The organism is Blautia sp. OF03-13 (assembly GCF_003460685.1).
In the GTDB taxonomy this organism is placed as follows: Bacteria; Bacillota; Clostridia; order Lachnospirales; family Lachnospiraceae; genus Fusicatenibacter; species Fusicatenibacter saccharivorans.
The window spans coordinates 63,375-82,686 of sequence record NZ_QTVR01000006.1 but is presented as its reverse complement, the minus strand read 5'-3'; the positions used below and the strand labels follow the sequence as shown (position 1 = coordinate 82,686).

General features: G+C 41.8%; 20 protein-coding genes. All 20 read left to right on the top strand.

The features are described from left to right. Positions 1 to 35 precede the first annotated feature (35 nt). Positions 36 to 575 (top strand): JAB domain-containing protein, encoded by a 540-nt coding sequence (locus tag DXA55_RS06205; protein ID WP_004611525.1) that lies wholly within the window; start codon positions 36 to 38, stop codon positions 573 to 575. Positions 576 to 579: 4 nt separating this feature from the next. Beyond that, entirely contained in the window at positions 580 to 1,557 is a 978-nt protein-coding gene (locus DXA55_RS06200; protein ID WP_117813360.1) for a DUF3991 and TOPRIM domain-containing protein, read from the top strand. A gap of 393 nt (positions 1,558 to 1,950) precedes the next feature. Continuing rightward, positions 1,951 to 2,472 (top strand): multidrug transporter, encoded by a 522-nt coding sequence (locus tag DXA55_RS06190; protein ID WP_106765270.1) that lies wholly within the window; start codon positions 1,951 to 1,953, stop codon positions 2,470 to 2,472. 4 nt (positions 2,473 to 2,476) lie between these two features. After that, entirely contained in the window at positions 2,477 to 2,809 is a 333-nt protein-coding gene (locus DXA55_RS06185) for a plasmid mobilization protein (protein WP_117813356.1), read from the top strand. Between the two features lie 10 nt (positions 2,810 to 2,819). After that, positions 2,820 to 4,238, top strand: coding sequence for a relaxase/mobilization nuclease domain-containing protein (locus DXA55_RS06180; RefSeq protein WP_117813354.1), 1,419 nt, complete (start codon positions 2,820 to 2,822; stop codon positions 4,236 to 4,238). A gap of 29 nt (positions 4,239 to 4,267) precedes the next feature. Beyond that, the gene (locus DXA55_RS06175) at positions 4,268 to 5,452 is read left to right on the top strand and encodes a hypothetical protein (protein ID WP_077326144.1); all 1,185 of its coding nucleotides are present in this window, start codon (positions 4,268 to 4,270) and stop codon (positions 5,450 to 5,452) included. A gap of 9 nt (positions 5,453 to 5,461) precedes the next feature. Continuing rightward, complete coding sequence (locus DXA55_RS06170; protein ID WP_006858865.1) at positions 5,462 to 5,866, top strand: hypothetical protein; 405 nt, start codon at positions 5,462 to 5,464, stop codon at positions 5,864 to 5,866. Then, a complete protein-coding gene (locus DXA55_RS06165; RefSeq protein WP_117606308.1) occupies positions 5,866 to 6,984 on the top strand; it encodes a PcfB family protein in 1,119 nt (372 codons plus the stop codon). Before DXA55_RS06170 ends, DXA55_RS06165 begins: the two co-directional genes overlap by 1 nt. 6 nt (positions 6,985 to 6,990) lie before the next feature. Beyond that, entirely contained in the window at positions 6,991 to 9,186 is a 2,196-nt protein-coding gene (locus DXA55_RS06160) for a VirD4-like conjugal transfer protein, CD1115 family (RefSeq protein WP_117606309.1), read from the top strand. 123 nt (positions 9,187 to 9,309) lie between these two features. Continuing rightward, entirely contained in the window at positions 9,310 to 9,849 is a 540-nt protein-coding gene (locus DXA55_RS06155) for a helix-turn-helix domain-containing protein (RefSeq protein ID WP_242998380.1), read from the top strand. Positions 9,850 to 10,115: 266 nt separating this feature from the next. Then, entirely contained in the window at positions 10,116 to 10,496 is a 381-nt protein-coding gene (locus DXA55_RS06150) for an electron transporter RnfA (RefSeq protein ID WP_117606311.1), read from the top strand. A gap of 54 nt (positions 10,497 to 10,550) precedes the next feature. Beyond that, entirely contained in the window at positions 10,551 to 11,393 is an 843-nt protein-coding gene (locus DXA55_RS06145) for a hypothetical protein (protein ID WP_117606312.1), read from the top strand. Positions 11,394 to 11,405: 12 nt separating this feature from the next. After that, complete coding sequence (locus tag DXA55_RS06140) at positions 11,406 to 11,816, top strand: DUF4313 domain-containing protein (protein ID WP_004611541.1); 411 nt, start codon at positions 11,406 to 11,408, stop codon at positions 11,814 to 11,816. A 12-nt stretch (positions 11,817 to 11,828) separates the two neighbouring features. Beyond that, positions 11,829 to 12,341 (top strand): PrgI family protein, encoded by a 513-nt coding sequence (locus DXA55_RS06135; protein WP_005340536.1) that lies wholly within the window; start codon positions 11,829 to 11,831, stop codon positions 12,339 to 12,341. A 92-nt stretch (positions 12,342 to 12,433) separates the two neighbouring features. Beyond that, positions 12,434 to 14,809, top strand: coding sequence for a VirB4-like conjugal transfer ATPase, CD1110 family (locus DXA55_RS06130; protein ID WP_117813352.1), 2,376 nt, complete (start codon positions 12,434 to 12,436; stop codon positions 14,807 to 14,809). Between the two features lie 400 nt (positions 14,810 to 15,209). Continuing rightward, the gene (locus tag DXA55_RS06125) at positions 15,210 to 15,686 is read left to right on the top strand and encodes an MGMT family protein (protein WP_055160137.1); all 477 of its coding nucleotides are present in this window, start codon (positions 15,210 to 15,212) and stop codon (positions 15,684 to 15,686) included. 161 nt (positions 15,687 to 15,847) lie between these two features. Next, positions 15,848 to 17,740 carry a C40 family peptidase gene (locus DXA55_RS06120; RefSeq protein ID WP_117813443.1) on the top strand — a complete coding sequence of 631 codons (1,893 nt, stop codon included), beginning with the start codon at positions 15,848 to 15,850 and terminating at the stop codon, positions 17,738 to 17,740. Positions 17,741 to 17,791: 51 nt separating this feature from the next. Then, positions 17,792 to 18,688: a hypothetical protein gene (locus tag DXA55_RS06115; RefSeq protein WP_117568848.1), complete on the top strand. Its 897-nt coding sequence runs from the start codon at positions 17,792 to 17,794 to the stop codon at positions 18,686 to 18,688. Between the two features lie 27 nt (positions 18,689 to 18,715). After that, a complete protein-coding gene (locus tag DXA55_RS06110) occupies positions 18,716 to 18,934 on the top strand; it encodes a DpnD/PcfM family protein (protein ID WP_015567852.1) in 219 nt (72 codons plus the stop codon). Then, on the top strand, positions 18,931 to 19,299 hold the full coding sequence (locus DXA55_RS06105) for a hypothetical protein (RefSeq protein ID WP_106492169.1): 369 nt from the start codon (positions 18,931 to 18,933) through the stop codon (positions 19,297 to 19,299). Before DXA55_RS06110 ends, DXA55_RS06105 begins: the two co-directional genes overlap by 4 nt. Positions 19,300 to 19,312: the final 13 nt, after the last annotated feature.

Below are 19,312 nucleotides of genomic sequence, written 5' to 3'. Positions count from 1 at the left end.
TATCCGTGTCGAGTCTGGAGAGGAGGCGGTGTCTGATGCCAAAGAAGAATGACTTCAAGCTTGATGTGGTTTCGGTAAGACTTGTAAAGGATGCTCCGATTTATTCGGAGCACACCTTTAACAATCCGGCGGATATAGCTGCTGTCATGGGAGACTGTATGTGCCAGTTTGACAGGGAAGTAGTGTGTGTGGTCAATCTAAGGTCAGATTTAAAACCTATCAATGTGCATTTTGCAAGTGTTGGCTCTTTAAATGAGGCAATGGCACATCCGAGAGAACTGTTTAAATCAAGTATCTTAAGCAATGCTGCAAGCATGATGTTAATCCATTGTCATCCATCCGGGAACGTATTCCCAAGCAAGGCAGACACGATGATGACGGATCGCATGAACAAGCTGTGTGAGCTGATGGGAATACCTCTCATTGACCATATCATAGTCGGTGGAGACAATCGTGAATTTTTCAGTTTCAGGGAAAAAGGCATGATTGATAATCCTAAGATTACCCTGAGCACAGATTACCGGACACTTGATATCAAGTCACCGCTTGTAGCAGAGCAGGGAAAGGCAAGGTGAAAGCATGGATGGAAGATTTACGGATGAAGAGCTTGCCATAGCAAAGAGTGTTGACCTGTGTGCAGTTGCTGAAAGCCTTGGGTATACAGTAAAGAGGATTGGCAAATACCACACTTTAAAGGAGATGGATTCCATCCGTATCTATAACAGAAGCCATTGGTACAGATGGTCAAGGCAGTTTGACAAAGGCAACAATGGCGGCTCACAGATAGATTTCTTACGGGTATTTTGTGGAATGAGTGTAAAAGAGGCTGTGTTCTGGCTTTTAGATTTCGCAGGATACAAAAGAATTGAGAAGCCTGTAAAGCAGCCTCTTGTTCATCAGGTATCGCAGAAGCAGGCAGAGGAGAGAAAGCCATTTGTCCTACCGGAACCGGCAGGAGATAATTCCTATATTATTTCCTATCTGAATCAGGAGAGAGGAATCAGCAGAGCAGTCATAGATCTGTTTTTAAAAGAAGGACTGATTTATGAGAGCAGGCATTACCACAATGTTGTTTTCAAAGGAAATGATAAAAATGGAGTGACAAGATTTGCAAGTATGCGGGGAGTGTTTGATAAGCAGGGCAAGCCATTCAAGTGTGATGTCACAGGAAATGATAAGAACTATGGATTTAATGTGGTAAATGTTAACAGTACAGAGCTTGTAGTATTTGAGGCTGCAATCGACCTTATGAGTTATGTCGATATCTTCGCGGATTATGAATCAAATAAGCTGGCACTTGGGATGCTTGCAGATGCACCACTTGAGACTTTTCTTCGGGAACATCCGCAGATTACTTCCATCCGGTTCTGCCTTGATGGAGATGAGCCGGGGAGAAAAGCAGCAGCTGAACTTATGAGAAAGTATTATGAGCTTGGATATGAGGTAGAAGACTGTCCGCCACCTGCCGGATATAAGGATTACAACGAGTGGCTTGTAGCGGCAAAGCTTAATCTGAACAGGATGAATAAGCGAGCAGATGAACCAGTCAGGGCATGAGAAAACGGATTTTGATGTGTGGGGGCAGAAAGCGCCCCCAAAACAGCAAAGTGGGGGCAGAAAGCGCCCCCAAAATGTCAAAGTGGGGGCAGAAAGTGCCCCCACAATTTGGACACGACAAAATCCGGACTGAAGTAAAAATAAAAGTGGGGGCGGAAAGCGCCCCCAAAATAACAAAGTGGGGGCAGAAAGCGCCCCCAAAATAGCAAAGTGGGGGCAAAAAGCGCCCCCACTTTCATAAACAGAGGGTTTTAGGGAGATTTTCTCCCTAACTAGATGGCATTAGGACAGAGATGTCTCTAATGCGTATCTAGCCGTAAACCTAAGAGATTCAGACAGGCGTGTGGGTGGAAGAGATATACAAAACACGGATAAGGGAGGTGCAGGAAAGCAATGGATAAAGAACTTACAATAATCACAGAACCAGAGGAACTTATTGCCTGGGCAGACACATTTGATATCTTACTAAACCCTTCGATAGAAGATGCTGCAATTCTGCTTAACTATATGGAAGGACATGATTATGCCATTGGCATAGATTCAGATGGGAAGATGTACAGGCAGGATATTGCTGAAGAGAATGGCGAGATAGAACCATATTTGATTGATGATGTTATAGATATTGTCTGTGAATGGAACTATGAACTGATACTTGATGCGGAAGCACACAGGAGTGATCCAAAGGATTTTAACGACTATAACGAGTATCAGAGCAAGTATGAAAGTCTGAAAGCAGATGAAAAGAGACTGGACAGATTGTTTGATAAAACCAGTTATGGTAAGGAACTTATAGAAGTTGCCACAGAGCTTGCAGACAGGGTTATTGCCCAGCTGGGTAATAAAGAACTGGAAAAAGCTGCTGTAACAGTAGCAGAAGGAGTAAGAGAATACAGTACGGGTAAGAGAGGAAGGTGATTTTATGGCTGATAAAGTTCATTGTATAAGGAAAACACTAAGACTTATGCCACAGGAAGCGAAGGTACTTTCTGATAAGGCAAAGGCAAATGGAATGAATGAAGCCGAATATATCAGGCTTCTAATCAGTCAGAAACCAAATGATTATCCGGAAGTAAGGAAACTTCTTAAAGAGCTTATCAATGAGATAAACCGAATCGGCATTAACATCAATCAGATTGTATTTAACAGCAATGCACAGCTGTATTCCAAGAAAGATAAGGAACAGCTTGTGTCATATATGAAAAAGCTGAATCAGTCTGTCAGCGAGGCGGTGGTAAAGATTGGCAATCAGTAAGATACTTCACATGAAGGACAGCGGGAATTCTTTTCATGCAAGGCATTTAAAGCGGGCACTGGATTATGTAATGAATCCTGAGAAAACGCAGGGAGGAAGACTTGTGGGAGCCATAAACTGCCAGGCAGATATGGCTTTTGAACAGATGATGGATACAAAGAAACAGTTTGGAAAAACAGACAAGCGACAGGGGTATCACATCATTCTTTCCTTCAAAGAGGATGAGGTGGAACCGGACAGGGCTTTTGAGATAACACAGAAGTTTGTAGCAGAATATCTTGGTGATGCCTATGAAGCGGTATTTGTGGTTCATGATAATACAGACCATGTTCATTCACACATTGTATTTAACAGTGTAAGCTTTGTGGATGGGAAAAAGTATCGCTACGAGAAAGGTGACTGGGCAAAGTATATCCAGCCGATTACCAATAAGCTGTGTCAGGAGTATGGTCTTTCCATTATAGATGTGGAGGATGGCAGCAAAGAGAAAAAGCATGAGAATTATAAGGATTGGAGCGAATATCGTGAAGGCAGCTTTGTGTGGGCAGATATGATAAAAAGAGATCTTGATGCCTGCATTTTACAGGCAAATGATTTCAGTGGATTTCTGGAGCTGCTGTCGGAAAAAGGATATGAGGTCAAGCAGGGAAAGTATCTGGCAGTCAGACCACAGGGGATGACAAGATTCAGAAGATGTAAGACTCTTGGCGAGAATTATTCACAGGAAGCTATTGTGGAGCGTATTGCTAAGGAAGATTTATCTTTTTACCAGTCACAGAATGAGGAAAAACAGGCAGCGATAGTAAAGTGCTATGTCAAAAGATACCACAGGGCGAAGATGTCAGGCTTGCAGAAAAGATATTATGCAAAGCTTTACCGGATTGGAAAGCTGAAAAAGAAGCCATACAGTCAGGTATGGAAGTATAGGGATGATATCCGAAAGATGCATAAGCTGCAGGAGCAGTATCTATTTCTGGTAAGGCATAAGATTGAGAGTGCGGAAGAACTTGTATCGGTACTTGATAATCTGACGGATAAGAAAAAAGAAGCATCAAAGGAAAAGAGTAAGACCTATAAGGCTAAGGAAAGATTCAAAGATATTTTTGACAAGGCTGAACAGATCCGGGGGCTTGATGATGCGGAATCGTGTTATCAGAGTGGGGATACCTTCTTTGAAGATGAGCACAATGCATGGGAAAGGCTTAACACTGAGCTTCTGGCACAGGGATACAGTGTGGAAGAGGTCGAGAGTCTTAGAAAAAAATATGAGAGCAAGTATGCACAGGACTGTAAGGCAGAACGGGCGGTATCAAAGGAACTTAATCTTGGAAGATCAATATGGAAGGAACTTACGGTATCAGCTTCGGCAGAAGAGAAGCAGTATGACAAAGAAACAATAAGAGACAGAAAAGAACAGCCGGTACGTTAGGCTGTTTTTTTAGTGGTTAGGAGGCATATATGGAAGAAAAAAGAGAGCCATTAAGTGAAATGGCGATTGAGAGAAAGATACAGATTCTTCGTAATAAGCATATGGACAGTGAGGTTATTGCTCTTGTCAAAAGCGATTATGAATATGGACTGACTGATGATGAAATCGGTCTGTATCTTAACAAAAGTTATGACATTGAGCAGATGAAGGTGTTATCAAAATGTCTGCATAAGGGTGTATCAGAAGAGTTGTTAACGCTGCTGAAAGATAGCAGGATGGCAGCACCTAAGATGCAGACAGCATTGGATTACTATGAAAAAGGTGTGCCGATTGATGCAATCAGAGAGGTAGTCCAAAAAGATGATACAGCAGTAAACATGCGCAGGATGTTTGATGTGGTATTAGAAAAGCTTAATAAAGCCAAAGAGCAGATGCCACAGGATTTAGAGTATGTGAAAAGTCTTGTAGCTCAGATGGATGAAGTGGTTGCAAAGATCAATCATCAGAATGAAAGGTATGATGCCCTGAATAAGAAGCTTTCTGAAATAGAAACTTCCAAAGATGACGAGGAAGTCAGGGAGCGTCTGGTCAAGGAGAACCAGGATAAGGACGCTCTTATCAACAGTCAGCAGAATGAACTGAATAAGGCAAGCAGTACGATTGCAAGACTCAGGGATGATATTGAGAAAAAGGATAAGGAGATGAAGCGTATGGGAGACAGAATAGAGTCATTGGAAGATAAGATCATAAGTGTTGCCACAGAGAATAAGAAAGAGGCAGAAAGTAAGGCAGAGCCGCAGGAAAGCCAGTCCGTATCACAGGCAGATAAAAAGATGGTTGATACAGTTGCAGTTCCTCAGAATATGCAGGCTGTGGCAAACGGGATTCCGGTCTATTATCAGATTCCGGTAGTTGATGGTACTGGAAATGTGGTGCAGAGACTTCCGATTGAGCGAAGTGTGAGAAAGAGCAGCAACAGCGGAGTGGCAAGTCTTTTTGCAAGACTGTCATTTAAGAAAAAGTCAAGAGCAGACATTGTAAAGCTGGTTGCATCGGGAGACCTTGTTCCGGCGCAGCTTGTGCAGATTAAGAGTGCAATAGAAAAGGGACTTACTGAGTCACAGCTTGTAGAGCTTATAAACAACAACATTTCAGCGGAAAAGATGAAGGAGATCATTGAGATTGCTGTGCTTGAAAACAGCATGGCAGATTAGGAGGAACTTATGAATTTAGCAGTAGTAAATGAAGCAGTAACAGAAATGAATGGTGTGGAGCATCAGTTTACAGAGGAAGAGAAAAACTTTGTTGTCCAGTTCGCATTCAGAAGTGGCAGCAAGGAAGACACGATTTCTCTTATTGAAGCTTTGGCACATTCAGCGGATAAGGCTGAGTCGGACGAGATTATGGTCACATACAGGTCTAAATATGATATGAAGCCTGCATGGGTGGAACAGGTGGAAAACCTGCTTGTGGCACTTGAAATGTATCGTATCGAGGAGGAGAAAGCAATCAATCATCTGGCAGATATTTTGACTGCTTATGGTATTGATGTATCAGCCGAGGAAATCCGTACTACAGAGACAGAAACACTTAAAACAACAGTCAGAGAGAAAGTGGAGGTGCGATAATGGCAGAAGAGATTCAGGAAGCGGTGCAGATCATCCGTGTAGCTTATGATGGCATTGAGATTGCCATGAAGGTAGGAAGCGGCGGCATTGCTGCCATGCAGAAGGCAATAGATTTCTTAAAAGGGATGCTTGATTATGAAAAGTCACTTGGCAAGACATCCATGAGAAAGCTGATCTTAAAAGGTGGCGATTTACAGGTGTTGCAGTTTAATACCGAAGATATGAAAAAGGTTGAAAAGATGGCAAAGAAGTATGGAATCCTGTATTCGGTACTTCCAGACTGTAACAGGAAAGATGGACTGAGTGAGGTTATCTTCCATACTGAGGCAGTTCCCCGTGTGAATATGATGATACAGAAGCTCAAGTTTGGTAAGATTGCCACATTTGACGATTATCTGAAGAATGGAGATGAAAAATCCCTTGGCAAGCTGATGGATTTTTTGAAGAAACAGCAGGGAAACGAGAAAAGCCACACGATAGAAGGGGATAGGGTTAATACCGCTATTGACGGACTGATCGAAAAGGTCGGAATGTTTGCAATGGAAAAGAAAGCTATCAGTGTGGATCAGGTCAAGGAGAATTTCAGTATCAATGGTGAGCAGGCTGAAAGTGTTATCAAACAGCTTGAGACAATCGGTGTGCTTGGCAGCAAGAATGAGGATGGCACCCATACAGTCATGATGGACAAGGATGCATTTATCAACCGTGTCAGAGGCTATCAGGACCTTGCTGAGAGAATGAGGGCAGTTGCAGCATCAAAAAATGCGAACCTGTCAGATGTGACAATCAGCAAGAAGCTGATTATCGAAGAAAATGACCATGCTGTTAAGACCAGAGTTCCCGGCACATGGGGAGAAGAGGCAAGATATGTATGGCTCCGTAAGGAAAACATCATGGAGATTCATGGTGGAAAGACAATGCTTACCTTCCTTGATTCAACCAAGGATTATAAGCTCTACGATGAGCAGAATCGTGTGGTGACAACCCAGAAAGGAACCGAGCTTTATACTCACTACGACAAGGTGGAGTCATCTGTCAGGGAGCGTTACGAGAAAGTGCAGAAGCAGCAGAAAAAGACCACACAGAAGAAAACTGTTACCACAAAGAAAGCGAGGTAGCAGCCTATGCAGACAACAAAGAAAATGCCGTCACTGATATTCATCCTTGTGGGTGCAGTGTTAGCAGGGTATCTTGGTTATCTGATAAATGGTGCGTGGACGGAAGGGATTGCCTTTAATGAATTTATGGACAGATTCAATGAGGTATGTGCTGTTCCTTTTGCCAATTATTACAATTCCAATACAGTAAAAGCAGTAGCCATTGCATTAGGTATCTATGCGATGGCTATTGTCATGTATTACACCAGTCAGAGAAACTATATGCCTGGCAAAGAATTTGGTACGGCAAGATTTGAAAATCCGAAGCAGGTCAACAAGATACTTGCAGATAAGGATGAAAATTTCAACCGGATACTCAGCCAGAATGTGAAGATGTCGCTGGATTTCAGGAGACTCAAGCTCAATGGAAATATCCTTATCTGTGGTGGTTCCGGAGCAGGAAAAACATTTTATGAAGTAAAGCCGAATCTGATGCAGATGCCGCATAACTGTTCCTTTATCTGTACCGATCCAAAGGGAGAAATCCTTAGAAGCTGCGGGCAGATGTTAAAAAATAACGGATATAACCTGAAAGTCATTAATCTGTTAGAGATGGATAAATCAGACTGTTACAATCCATTTTCCTATATCAGAGAGGAAACAGATGTGGTCAAGCTGATTACAAACCTTATCAGCAATACGACACCAAAGGGAGCGACACCAAGTGATCCGTTCTGGGAAAAAGCGGAAGGATTGTTCTTACAGGCTATCTTTTATTATGTGTGGCTGGAGGTACAGCCGGCAAAGAGAAACTTTGAGACAGTACTTAAACTTCTTGGAGAGGCAGAGGTTACAGAGCAGGGGAAGGCATCAAAGCTGGATGTGCGTATGAAGTTTTTAGAGGAAAGTTCCCCACTCGGAGCCAATCATCCGGCAGTCAAGCAGTACAACAAATGTATGAGAGGTGCAGGAGATACCGTCCGTTCCATTATCATCAGTGCCAACTCAAGACTTGCATTTCTTGAAAATAAGCAGGTTTTACGATTACTCTCCAAAGATGAGCTTAATCTGTCCGATATCGGTATTGGTGTAAACGGAGATGGGGAGACAAAGACAGCACTCTTTTGTGTAATCCCGGATAGTGACAAATCCTATAACTTTATTATCGGTATGTTATACACGCAGATATTTCAGGAATTGTACTATCAGGCAGACTTTAATTGTGGTGGAAGGCTGCCAATCCATGTGACATTTATGTTAGATGAATTTGCGAATGTCGCATTGCCAGATGACTTCTGTTCACTGTTATCGACAATGCGAAGCCGTGAGATTTCAAGTATTATCATTATTCAGAACTTTGCCCAGTTAAAAGCACTTTTTAAAGATACCTGGGAGACAATTCCCGGCAACTGCGATACGTTCATCTATCTCGGTGGAAACGAGCAGAGTACGCATAAGTATGTGTCAGAGCTGCTTGGAAAAGGTACGATTGATAAGAAGTCAAGTGGAGAAACAAAGGGCAGACAGGGAAGCTCTTCAAGAAACTATGATGTATTAGGCAGAGAATTGTTTACACCCGATGAAGTCAGAAAGCTGGATAATAAGAAATGTATTATCTTTATCCGTGGTTTTGATCCTATCATGGACAATAAGTTCATACCGTTCAATCATTCGATGTTTAACCAGACAGCAGATGGCAAGGGAGAGCCTTATGTTCATCAGATAAGAGGAGCAGATAATCTTATCGGTCCGCCATTTGAGATTCTTTCAGACAAGGCAGTTAAGTATTATGAAAAGCTGAGGGATAAGGGCGAGAATGTGTATATAGATTCTCTTACCTATGAGCAGTTTATGATGCTTGGTGATGCGGAGTTAAGCAGAAGATTCTCCATGCAGGATGAGGCAGAGCAGAAAGCAAAGATTGACAGGGAGCAGGCAAATGAGCTTGAGTATGTCGATGAGTCACAGAAGTCTGATACTACAGAATGTGCTAACTCTTCTAATGGAAGTGCTGGTACTAAGCCTGTAAGGAATCCTGAGAGGGAAAAGCCTAAGTGGGAGGATACAATCACAAACCGAATGCTGCACTGGTCATATACACCGGAGCAGAAAGAGGAAGTGAAGAAGGCACTTGCGGCAGGAGTTCCGAAGGCAACGATTCTTACTTACTTTTATCCGGAGGTTACTGTGGAGAAGATGAGTTCATATCGAAAGAAGCAGTAATGTTTTTAGATATATTACAGAGTATATGATATAATTTGCTCACATGGTATGCTTCAGCTTATTGGACTACTAACATGTGAGCAGTTACAAAAGACAGAAATTATTTTATATTGGAGGTACAGGATGAATACGGAAAAGACTTTTGCAGATAGATTAAAAGAGTTGCGTAATATACGAAACTATACACAGGAAGAGCTGGGTAAGATAACAAATATATCTGTTCAGAGTATACGACGTTATGAACAAGGTAGACTCAATGAAGAGCCAAGTGCGTATAATCTTTTACAACTAGCAAAGGCACTAGATGTAACACCTGAATACTTATTGATAGGAGATAATAATATGACAAGTTACACGGAGGCAATTAAGAGAGAATTGAAGCAACTTAATGACTATGGACAAATATCTGAAATTAAAGAAACCGAGTTGAATTCCACGATTTTATCACATCTTGAGATGAGTAATGATTTAGTAGATGCTGTAAAGACGGATTGGAATGAAAAAGGCATATTTAAGAGGATAGAGAAAGAGGAAGATAAACAGATTGTGGTAGACAGTTATTGTACAAGACCTTATGTACAGGATGTCATATTACGATATTGCCAGAATAGATCTATATTTAAGACAAAGTTTGCAATAATTGATGGAATGCTTTTAGAATAAAGCAAATTTGAGAGTAAATTAGCACTTTAGCCATATGGTTAAGGTGCTTTTTTTCATACCTTGAAAGGAGATGGTCACAGCAAAAACGCATCGGGGAAAGCCCGATTAACCAGTACAACAGGCATTGCCTGATTATCATAGAGTAACTATCAACAGGACAGAAAGGAATGCATATATTCCGTTCGGAAAGCTAGCCGGATTGGAATATGTGTATTCCTTTCTGGCTTTTTCCGCTTCTGTCACTTCAAAAAAGGAGATTAAACAACATGAGAAAAGAACAGGTTATTTCAACAACAAACAACAATCAGATGGAGGAGAAAGGCATGAAGAGTAGATTCATTCACTTAAAAAAGAGATTCGTTCCGGCAGTATCCGGAGCACTTATGGGAGTAATGCTTATGAGCACTACTTGTTTTGCAGCAGGTACAGGTACTTCCGCAGTAACACAGCCACTTGAGAACTTAAAGACACTTATTATTGCAGTCATTGGTGCTGTTGGTGTCATTATTCTTGCAAAGAATGTCATGGAGTTCGCACAAGCATATCAGCAGCAGGATTCATCTACCATGAACTCCGCTCTGAAAGGGATTGTGGCAGGTGTCATGATGGCTGGTATTTCAACAGTTCTGACATTCTTAGGCTTCTAAGATTGGGGAAATGTATTTCCCCTTTTAGTAAAAGGAAAGAGGTGAATAACAAGTATGGATATTTTTAAGCTTGGAGACAAGATCCTTGCACTTCTTGAGGCGGTGTTTGGGTTTTGGAACAATCAGATATCCCTGGTCTTTGCAATGCTTGGACAGTCACCGGTCAGTTTCAAGGGCGGAGGTCCCTGGGCAGTCATTGAGGGTATTGAGCCGGTCTTTGTAGCGGTCGGCTCTTCCCTTGTTGTGCTGTTCTTTGTTATCGGTTTCTGCTCGGAAAGCATAGACGTAAAAGATGAGATGAGGTTTGAATCAATCCTGCGTATGCTTATCCGACTGGGACTTGCAGAATGGTTTGTTGCAAATAATGTCACGATTATGAAAGCATTTTTTACTTCCATAGGAAATCTGGTGGGACTTATATCTGCCGGGACAACGATGCAGCTTGCCATTGACAGTACACAGGCAGACATCATTAAGGGACTCGGATTTGGTGAAAGTCTGGTAATGCTGATACTTACAGCTTTGCTTGCAATCATCATTATTATCTGTGGATTTTTTATCATCTACACAGTGTATTTCAGGTTCTTAAAGATTCTGATTATTGTGCCGCTTGGTGCGATTGCCTGCTCCACGATGGCAGGAAACAGAATGGTCAGTCATACAATGGCTACCTACTGTAAATATTTCTTGTCATGTGTGTTTGAGGCAGTAACGATGGCACTTGCGATTGTGGTATGTAATGCATTTATCAATGCAGGACTTCCGGCATTTACAGGAAGTTATGCTGACTGGGCACAGACACTTATATATCTGTGTGAAATGACATTTACGATAGCAATGACTGTTGGAAGCGTGAAGGGTGCACAGACACTTACAAGCAAGGCATTTGGATTATAGAAGGAGGCAGAAATGGATAATGAAAAGAAACAGGTTACTTATAATTCAAGTATAACCGGAGAAACGCAGGTGACATTTGATATCCAGCAGTATATGAATAACAGGGCAATGTTTATTGGTCTTATGTGTAATGAAGATGGATATGAGGAGCCTTTTGGGGATGTGACAGTGAATTTATCTGTTGCAGCACCAAATTACTGCGGATATCTGAATGTGAATGACATGCCGGATATTGAAAAGTTTATTACAGACAATGACATTGGAGAGTTTACAGGATTCACGCAAAGGAGCGGTTTCTGCGAATATCCGCTTTATCTGTTCAATGTAGATAAGCTTAGAGAACTGTGTCCGGATGGAATGGATAAGTATGAGGCAAATATCGGAATGACAAGAAAGCCGGAGACAAAGGATTTATCAAGATAGGAGGCAGGGACAATGGTAATCGAAGTAAACAAGGATATTGACCGCTATCAGGAATCGGTTGCAATGGGACTTACTGCAAGGCAGCTTATATTTTCCATTGCAAGCGTAGTGGTTGGTGGCGGTATCGTCCTTCTTCTTTACAAGTATATCGGTCTTACGGGTTCTGCTTATGTGGCAATTCCCTGTGTGGCACCGATTGCTCTTGGCGGATTCTATTCCTTTAATGGGATGAATTTTTACGAGTATATGGGAAAGAAACTGCATTTTATGTTTGGCAACAGGGCACTTACCTATGTATCAACAGAGGGAGAGCCTGCAATAAAGAAGTTAGAAGCAGAACAGAATGAACAGGTAAAGAAGAAAGGCAGAAAGGCTGAACCGGAGACTGTAACAGCTGATTCAGCTGTAAAGAAGCAGGAGGAGTTTGAAGCAATGAAGAAAAAGACGAGAAACATGCTGCTTGGACTTGTCGCAGTCATTGTGGCGGCAGCAGCTGGTATTGCAGCATATAAGGCAATGCATTAGAAATAAATAGTATCTGACCGCAAGGTCGGGAACACAGCCCGCAGGGTGAAGTTCCCGGCGGGCTTTCATTATAAGAAAGCGAGGTTAGAGACATGGGTTTATTTACAGACGGATTTAAGTTATTAAAGAAGGCGAGTGAGCCTTTGTATAAGACACCTAAATCCATTCAGGAAACCATAGAGATTATGGCGGTGGCTGAAAACGGCATTTTTGAAGTAAGCAAAAATAAGTATTCCAAATGCTACCGCTTTCAGGACATCAATTACACGACAGCAACCGAGGATGAGCAGATCGGTATTTTCGAGAGATACTGCAAGTTCTTAAATTCGCTGGACTGTAATTATAAGATTACGATCAACAATAAGAACAAAAACATGGATGAACTCCGTGACAAGGTTCTGATTGCTGAGAAAAATGATGGTTTCAATAATTACAGAAGAATTTACAATGACATCATTGAAGAGAAGATTATTGAGGGCAGACAGGGGATTGAGCAGGAGAGATACCTGACGATCACGATTGAGAGAAAGAACTTTGAGGAGGCGAAGGCACAGTTTGCAACCCTTGAGGCAACGATACACAAGGCTTTCATTGAGCTTGGTGCGGAGATTGTGCCTCTTAATGGAAATGAGAGGCTGAAAGTGCTTTATGACTATTATCATCTTGGAGATGAGGGCAGCTTTGATTTTGATATCAAAAAGGCAAAGAAGGTCGGGGCAGATTTTAGAAATGATCTGTGCAATGGGATGGTGAAATATTTCCCAGACCATTTTGAGGATGAGAGTAAATTCTGCAAGGCACTTTTTATTAAAAAGTATCCGAGCAGTTTGTCAGACAGATTCATCAATGAGATTACTTCCCTTCCGGTTCATTCCATTACGAGCATTGATGTGGTGCCTGTGCCAAAGGATCTGACCACAAAGGTGCTTCAGAAGAAATACCTTGGTATTGAGTCGGATATCATTAAGCAGCAGAGAGTCCGTAATAAGAATAACGATTTTTCTACGGAAATCTCATATGCCAAGAGAACGGAGAAAAAGGAGATTGAGGAAATCATGGATGATGTCCGTGAGAATGACCAGTGCCTTTTCTTCGTGGGAGTTACCATTATTCTTATGGCAGAAAGCAAGAAGGAGCTTGAGAGTGTATGTGAGACAGTGGAAACTATCGGAAAGCGTAACAGCTGTACGATTGACACACACTACTTAAAGCAGAGAGAGGCACTCAACACTGCACTTCCGATTGGAGTAAGACAGGTGGAGACAATGCGTACTCTTCTTACCCAGTCACTTGCGGTGCTTATGCCATTTAATGTGCAGGAGCTTAATGACAGCACAGGCAACTATTATGGCATCAATCAGATCAGCAAAAATGTGAACATCGGAAACAGAAAGAAGCTCATCAATGGAAATGGATTCGTTTTCGGAGTGCCGGGTTCCGGTAAATCCTTCTTCTGCAAGATGGAAATGGGCAGCGTATTCTTGTCGGGAGATGATGAGATAATCGTCATAGATCCAATGAACGAATACTTTGATATTGCCGAGACTTATGGCGGAACTGTAGTAAATATGTCTACCTACACGGATAACTATGTGAATCCGCTGGAGATGGATGTATGGAGCCTTGATCCGAATGATTCAAAGGGAATGGTAAGAGAAAAGGGCGAGTTTATGCTTGGACTTTGTGAGCAGTGCATCGGTGACAGTTTAAATTCAAGACAGAAGTCAATCATCGACCGCTGTGTGAGAAAGCTCTATATCGACATTGCAAGGAGTAAAGAGAAGTATATCCCTGTAATGAGTGATTTCTACGATATCCTTATGGCGCAGCCGGAGGATGAGGCAAAGGACATTGCATTGTCACTAGAGCTTTTCGTAAATGGTTCACTTAACATCTTCAATCACCAGACAAATGTGGATGTGGATAACAGATTTACAGTATATGGCATCAGGGACTTGGGTACAGAACTTAGTCCTATCACAATGCTTGTTATGATGGAATCCATTCAGAACAGGATTGTTGAGAATGGTAAGCGAGGCAAGGCAACATGGCTCTATATTGATGAATTCCACGTCCTGCTTAATTCGGAGTATTCTGCAAAATATTTGCAGCAGCTTTGGAAGAAAGTAAGAAAGCAGGGAGGTCTTTGTACCGGTATCACGCAGAATGTCGTCGATCTGTTGCAGAATTACACAGCAACCACAATGCTTGCAAACTCAGAGTTTGTGGCACTTTTAAAGCAGGCGAATACAGACAGTTCCAAGATGGCAGAGGTTATCGGAGTATCAGAGGCACAGCTTAGATTTGTAACCAATACTGCATCGGGAATGGGACTTATCAAGTGTGGCTCGGTGGTGATTCCGTTTGATAATCAGATTAGTAAGGATACAGATTTGTACAGGCTGTATAATACCAACATTCATGAGAAGATTGCGGAACAGAAGAAAAAAGAAGCAATGCTGCAGTGATAACAGATGAATTTTTATAGAATCTATAGTATAATCAAGAGGTCGGATGAATATCCGACCTTGATGATAATAAATTAGATATTCCCTATTTTAAAGAAAAAAGCATATAAGATTCGATATGAAAAATAAATAAGGAAGCAGTTCTAAAATGTATCATTTGTACCGGAGAACATGTGGCTGGATTTTAAGATATGCATATCGTACACTTTGACGAGAATATGTTGATTGGGGATGCAGCGGACCTGGATGCATTTATGGAAATGTATGGTGTGGAAGTAATTTCCAAGGAATATTTGTAATTATTAGGGAAAAGAAAATTTGAATTTTTGAGAGAAATTTTAAAACCGTCTCATTGCATGAGTATATTTATTGAGATATGATTGGCTTGGAGGTGATACTTATGGCAAATGAAGATAAAAAAGATTTTAATGCTATGCTTATGGATAGCAAGGATATGCCTAAAGTTCAAATAATAACAGATGAAAAAAGCATTGAAAAATATGGTGGAGATAAAATGTACTTTGCTCCACCTATTGACTATGACAAAGTAATGCGACTTGTGCCTTGTGGTAAATTGCTTACTGTAGGTACAATAAGAGATTACTTTGCTAAACAAAGCGGTGCTGATTTTACAGAGCCAATCACAGCCGGAATTTTTGTTTCAATAGTTGCATGGGCGAGTTATCAACGTGCAGAGGATAAAACCCCTTATTGGAGAACATTAAAAGCAAATGGAGAATTAAATGCAAAGTATCCCGGAGGAATTGAGGCACAAAAGGAAATGCTTGAAAATGAGGGACATACTGTAGTACAAAAAGGAAGAACTAATATTAAGTATTATGTTAAGGACTACGAAAAAGCATTATTTACATTGTAATAGATAATGTCAAACTTTCAGTTACATGTTGTTTTTAATAATTGAATATTGAATGATTTTACATAGCCGTTAAGGAGTAATTTTTGCTCCCTAGCGGCTTATTTTATTTTTCAAAGTAGGAGGTGAGAAAATTGAAAATTAGAAAGGTTGATGACAAGCCAATGGTCATTCACACCAAGGAGAAAGCCAAGATTCATGCCCACGAGCCAAAGGGTGCCAAGATTAAAGGCAGCAACATCTATACAGTAGAGAGAGGTCCTAAAACTATCGGTGCAAAGGTATCTGATGATAAAAAGAAGTCCTATCGCAAGAGCACCATTCATCAGTCAGAGCCGAAGAATAAGGGATTATCAAGATTCAAGCGAAACCTTAAAGAATCAAACATTTCCATCAAGACCAAGAACACCAATCTTCACATTGCAGGAAGAACAGGAGCACTTGCAGCTGGGGCAGTAACGGAGCAGGTGGAGGGTGGGCAGGAGGTATCGCAGGCAGCATATCTTGCATATGAATCAAGCCGACCTGTTACCGGAACTGCTTCTAAGGGTGCAGCACTTTTCAGGAAAAAGGCGGCAGCCGAGGCAAAGAAGCGTATCAAGAAGGTAGAGGCAGGAAAGAAGCTGGCAAAAAAGACAGCAAAGAAAGCTGCCAAAGATACAGCCAAGACGGTAGCTAAAGAGACGGCAAAAGAAACAGCCAAGACTACTGCCAAGGTTGCAACGAAAACTGCTACAAAGGCAGCTGCTACAGCGGCAGGAACAGCGGTTGCACCGGGAGTAGGAACTGCAATCGGCATGGTAGCCGGATATGCTGCAGGTGTGTCCATAGAGGTCAAGGATGAAAAGATGACCAACCGGAGCAGGAAGATAAAATTCTTTCTGGATAAGATGAAAGCACAGGAGAATCAGACAGACAGCGTGGCAAAGCTGGTAAAGGATCTGATTGTGCGAAAAGCGATTACCTGGGTAAAGGCAGCGGCACCGATTGTCGGACTGGTGCTGTTGTTACTTGTTCTTGTAGTTGCCACGATTGCTGTTCCGGTTATTGCGGCGATAGCAATCCTTTACAATTCTCCATTTGCTTTATTCCTGCCACCACTTGAATCAGGAGATACCGTGCAGACAGTAACGAGTGCTTATGTGCAGGAGTTTAACCGGGATGTGAACACGAAAGTGAATGAGCATACCGGATATGACCTTGGAGAGCTTGTATATGTGGATTATGAAGGTATGGAAGAAAACCCAAGCAATTACTATGACATCATGGCAGTCTATATGGTCAAGCATGGTGTCGGAGATACTGCAACAGTCATGAATGATACTTCTAAAGGCTGGCTGCAGGCAGTTGTAAATGATATGTGTTCATACACCACAAGCACAGGAACAAAAGATGTGGAAGAAACAGATGCAGACGGTAATGTAACTACTGTCACGAAGTCGGTTCTGTATGTGAATGTCACACTAAAATCGTACAGGGATATGATTTCGGTCTATGGATTTAATTCTGATCAGGTGGAAATGCTTGAGCAGATCATGAGTCCTGAGTTTATGGGACAGCTTGGATATGCCGGAAGCGGAAGTGGAGGTGGAGGCGGCAGTCCGGGAGTAAGCTCCATGACTGAGGATGAAATCAATGCCATCCTAAACGAAATTACAGACAGCAGGCAGAAAACAGTCTGCTCCTATGCACTACACAGAGTTGGTTTTCCTTATAGTCAGGATTTAAGAGACAGCGGTAACTATTATGACTGCAGTTCCTTAGCCTATTATTCATGGAAAGATGCAGGCGTGGATATTAGTTATGGCGGTGCAACCACAGCGGCAGCGGAGGCACAGGGACTTGATGAAGCCGGAAAGACTGTCTCCTTTGATGAGTTACAGCCGGGAGACCTTATCTTTTACAGTTTTACAAGCAATGGAAGATATAAGAACATCAGCCATGTGGCAGTATATGTCGGAAATGGCAAGGTGGTAGAGGCACTTAATGAAAGTCTTGGTGTGGTCTACAGGGATGTGGCAAGCACAGGAAAGATTGTTGTGATAGGAAGACCATAACAGGAAATTTTGCAGAGAGGGCATAGTCCCTCTCTGAGACTGGAGGTAAGAATGGATTTAAAAGATATGATACTGGTAACAGAAAACGACAGGGGAACAGAGACAAATATGCTGATGACTCTGGATGATTATAAGAGTTTTATAGCAATTGATGATATGTCAGAGCTTGCAGAAAATTTGTTGCAGCTTGGAAGGACACTTGGTGAAGCAGATAACTTCACAGAGTATTACAGGGCAGCAAATGTAACTGTATCTGCGAGATTCTGTCTGGATGATATTCAGCTCGGACATTTTCTTCAGGGATTTTATAACGATTCCAAAGAATTCCGGTTTGATAAAGAAGCCAGTTCTTCTGAATGTGTTGCAAAGCTTAAGGAGATTGGAATGACCGATAAGGGCTGGGTGGATGATTTTAACCTGCATTATGAAATGGAGAACCGCTCATTTGAAAGGGGACAGACATTTCATAACTTCAATGACCATGATTACATGGTGCTTGAAGCATTATCACCAAGGAATCTTGTGGTGATGGATATGAAGTCAGGTTCCCTTACAATCGCCCTTGGTGCGACAGAGTATAAGCGTTATCCGAAGGATGAGAAGCCTACAAAGGACAATACCACAATCGGGGTATCGTGGGAGCATGGCATTTATCTAGGTTCCACACTTTCAACTACAAATTTCAAGGCATACAAGAGGGAGTATGGCACACCGGAAAAGATAGAGGATATCTATGATTACAGGGCAAAGCTAAAGCAGAAGTTCTATTTTTATCAGGATATGTCAAAGGATGATGATGTACCAAAGAAGCTGCAGAATGACTTCCTTCACCAGATGTATGAGGATTTTGGAACGATTGAAGAGGACTGTTTTTACGACAGGCTGGAAGATGGAAAGTACGATGAAGGCTTTAAGGAAAGACAGGTAAAGGAAGAAAAGAGCCGGTGATGAGATTTTTACAGGAGGCGATATCATATGGAACAGGAATTTGATGTTGAGATAAAAGAAGTGCTTTCACGAGTACAGAAAGTAAAGGCAGAGTCGCTTGACGATGCCATCAATAAGGCAATGGATATGTATTATGCAGAGCAGATAGTCCTTGGAGCAGAGGACATGAAGGGAGTTGATTTTGCACCTATCAGCGAAAGTCAGCTCCCTTCTTCATTAAAAGAAAACGGAGGAAGAGCAAGATGAAAAGTGATTCAACAACAGTAATTAAGAACATGGAGTTTTTAGTAAAGGAACTTCATAAGGAGTGGGACAGATCGGGTGCTTCTAAGGCATCCGTTATTATTTCCCTTGAGGAAGTAGATGGTATCAATGATAAGTTAAAAGAGATTATCTATCAGACACAGAAGTCAGTCGATGAGGATGAGCTGACCTTTAAACAGAGCATTGCAAAGTCCAAGGAGTGCTATGTGCTTCTTCGTGTGGTGCGTAAGATTGCAAAGGAAAAGGATAAATGCGAAAAACAGGCAATCGACAATGAATTTGCAATCGAGCTGGATAAGGATGAGTTAAAGCTCTTTAAGGGATTGTTTGCAGAGATGTTTAAGTAGAGGAGGACAAAGG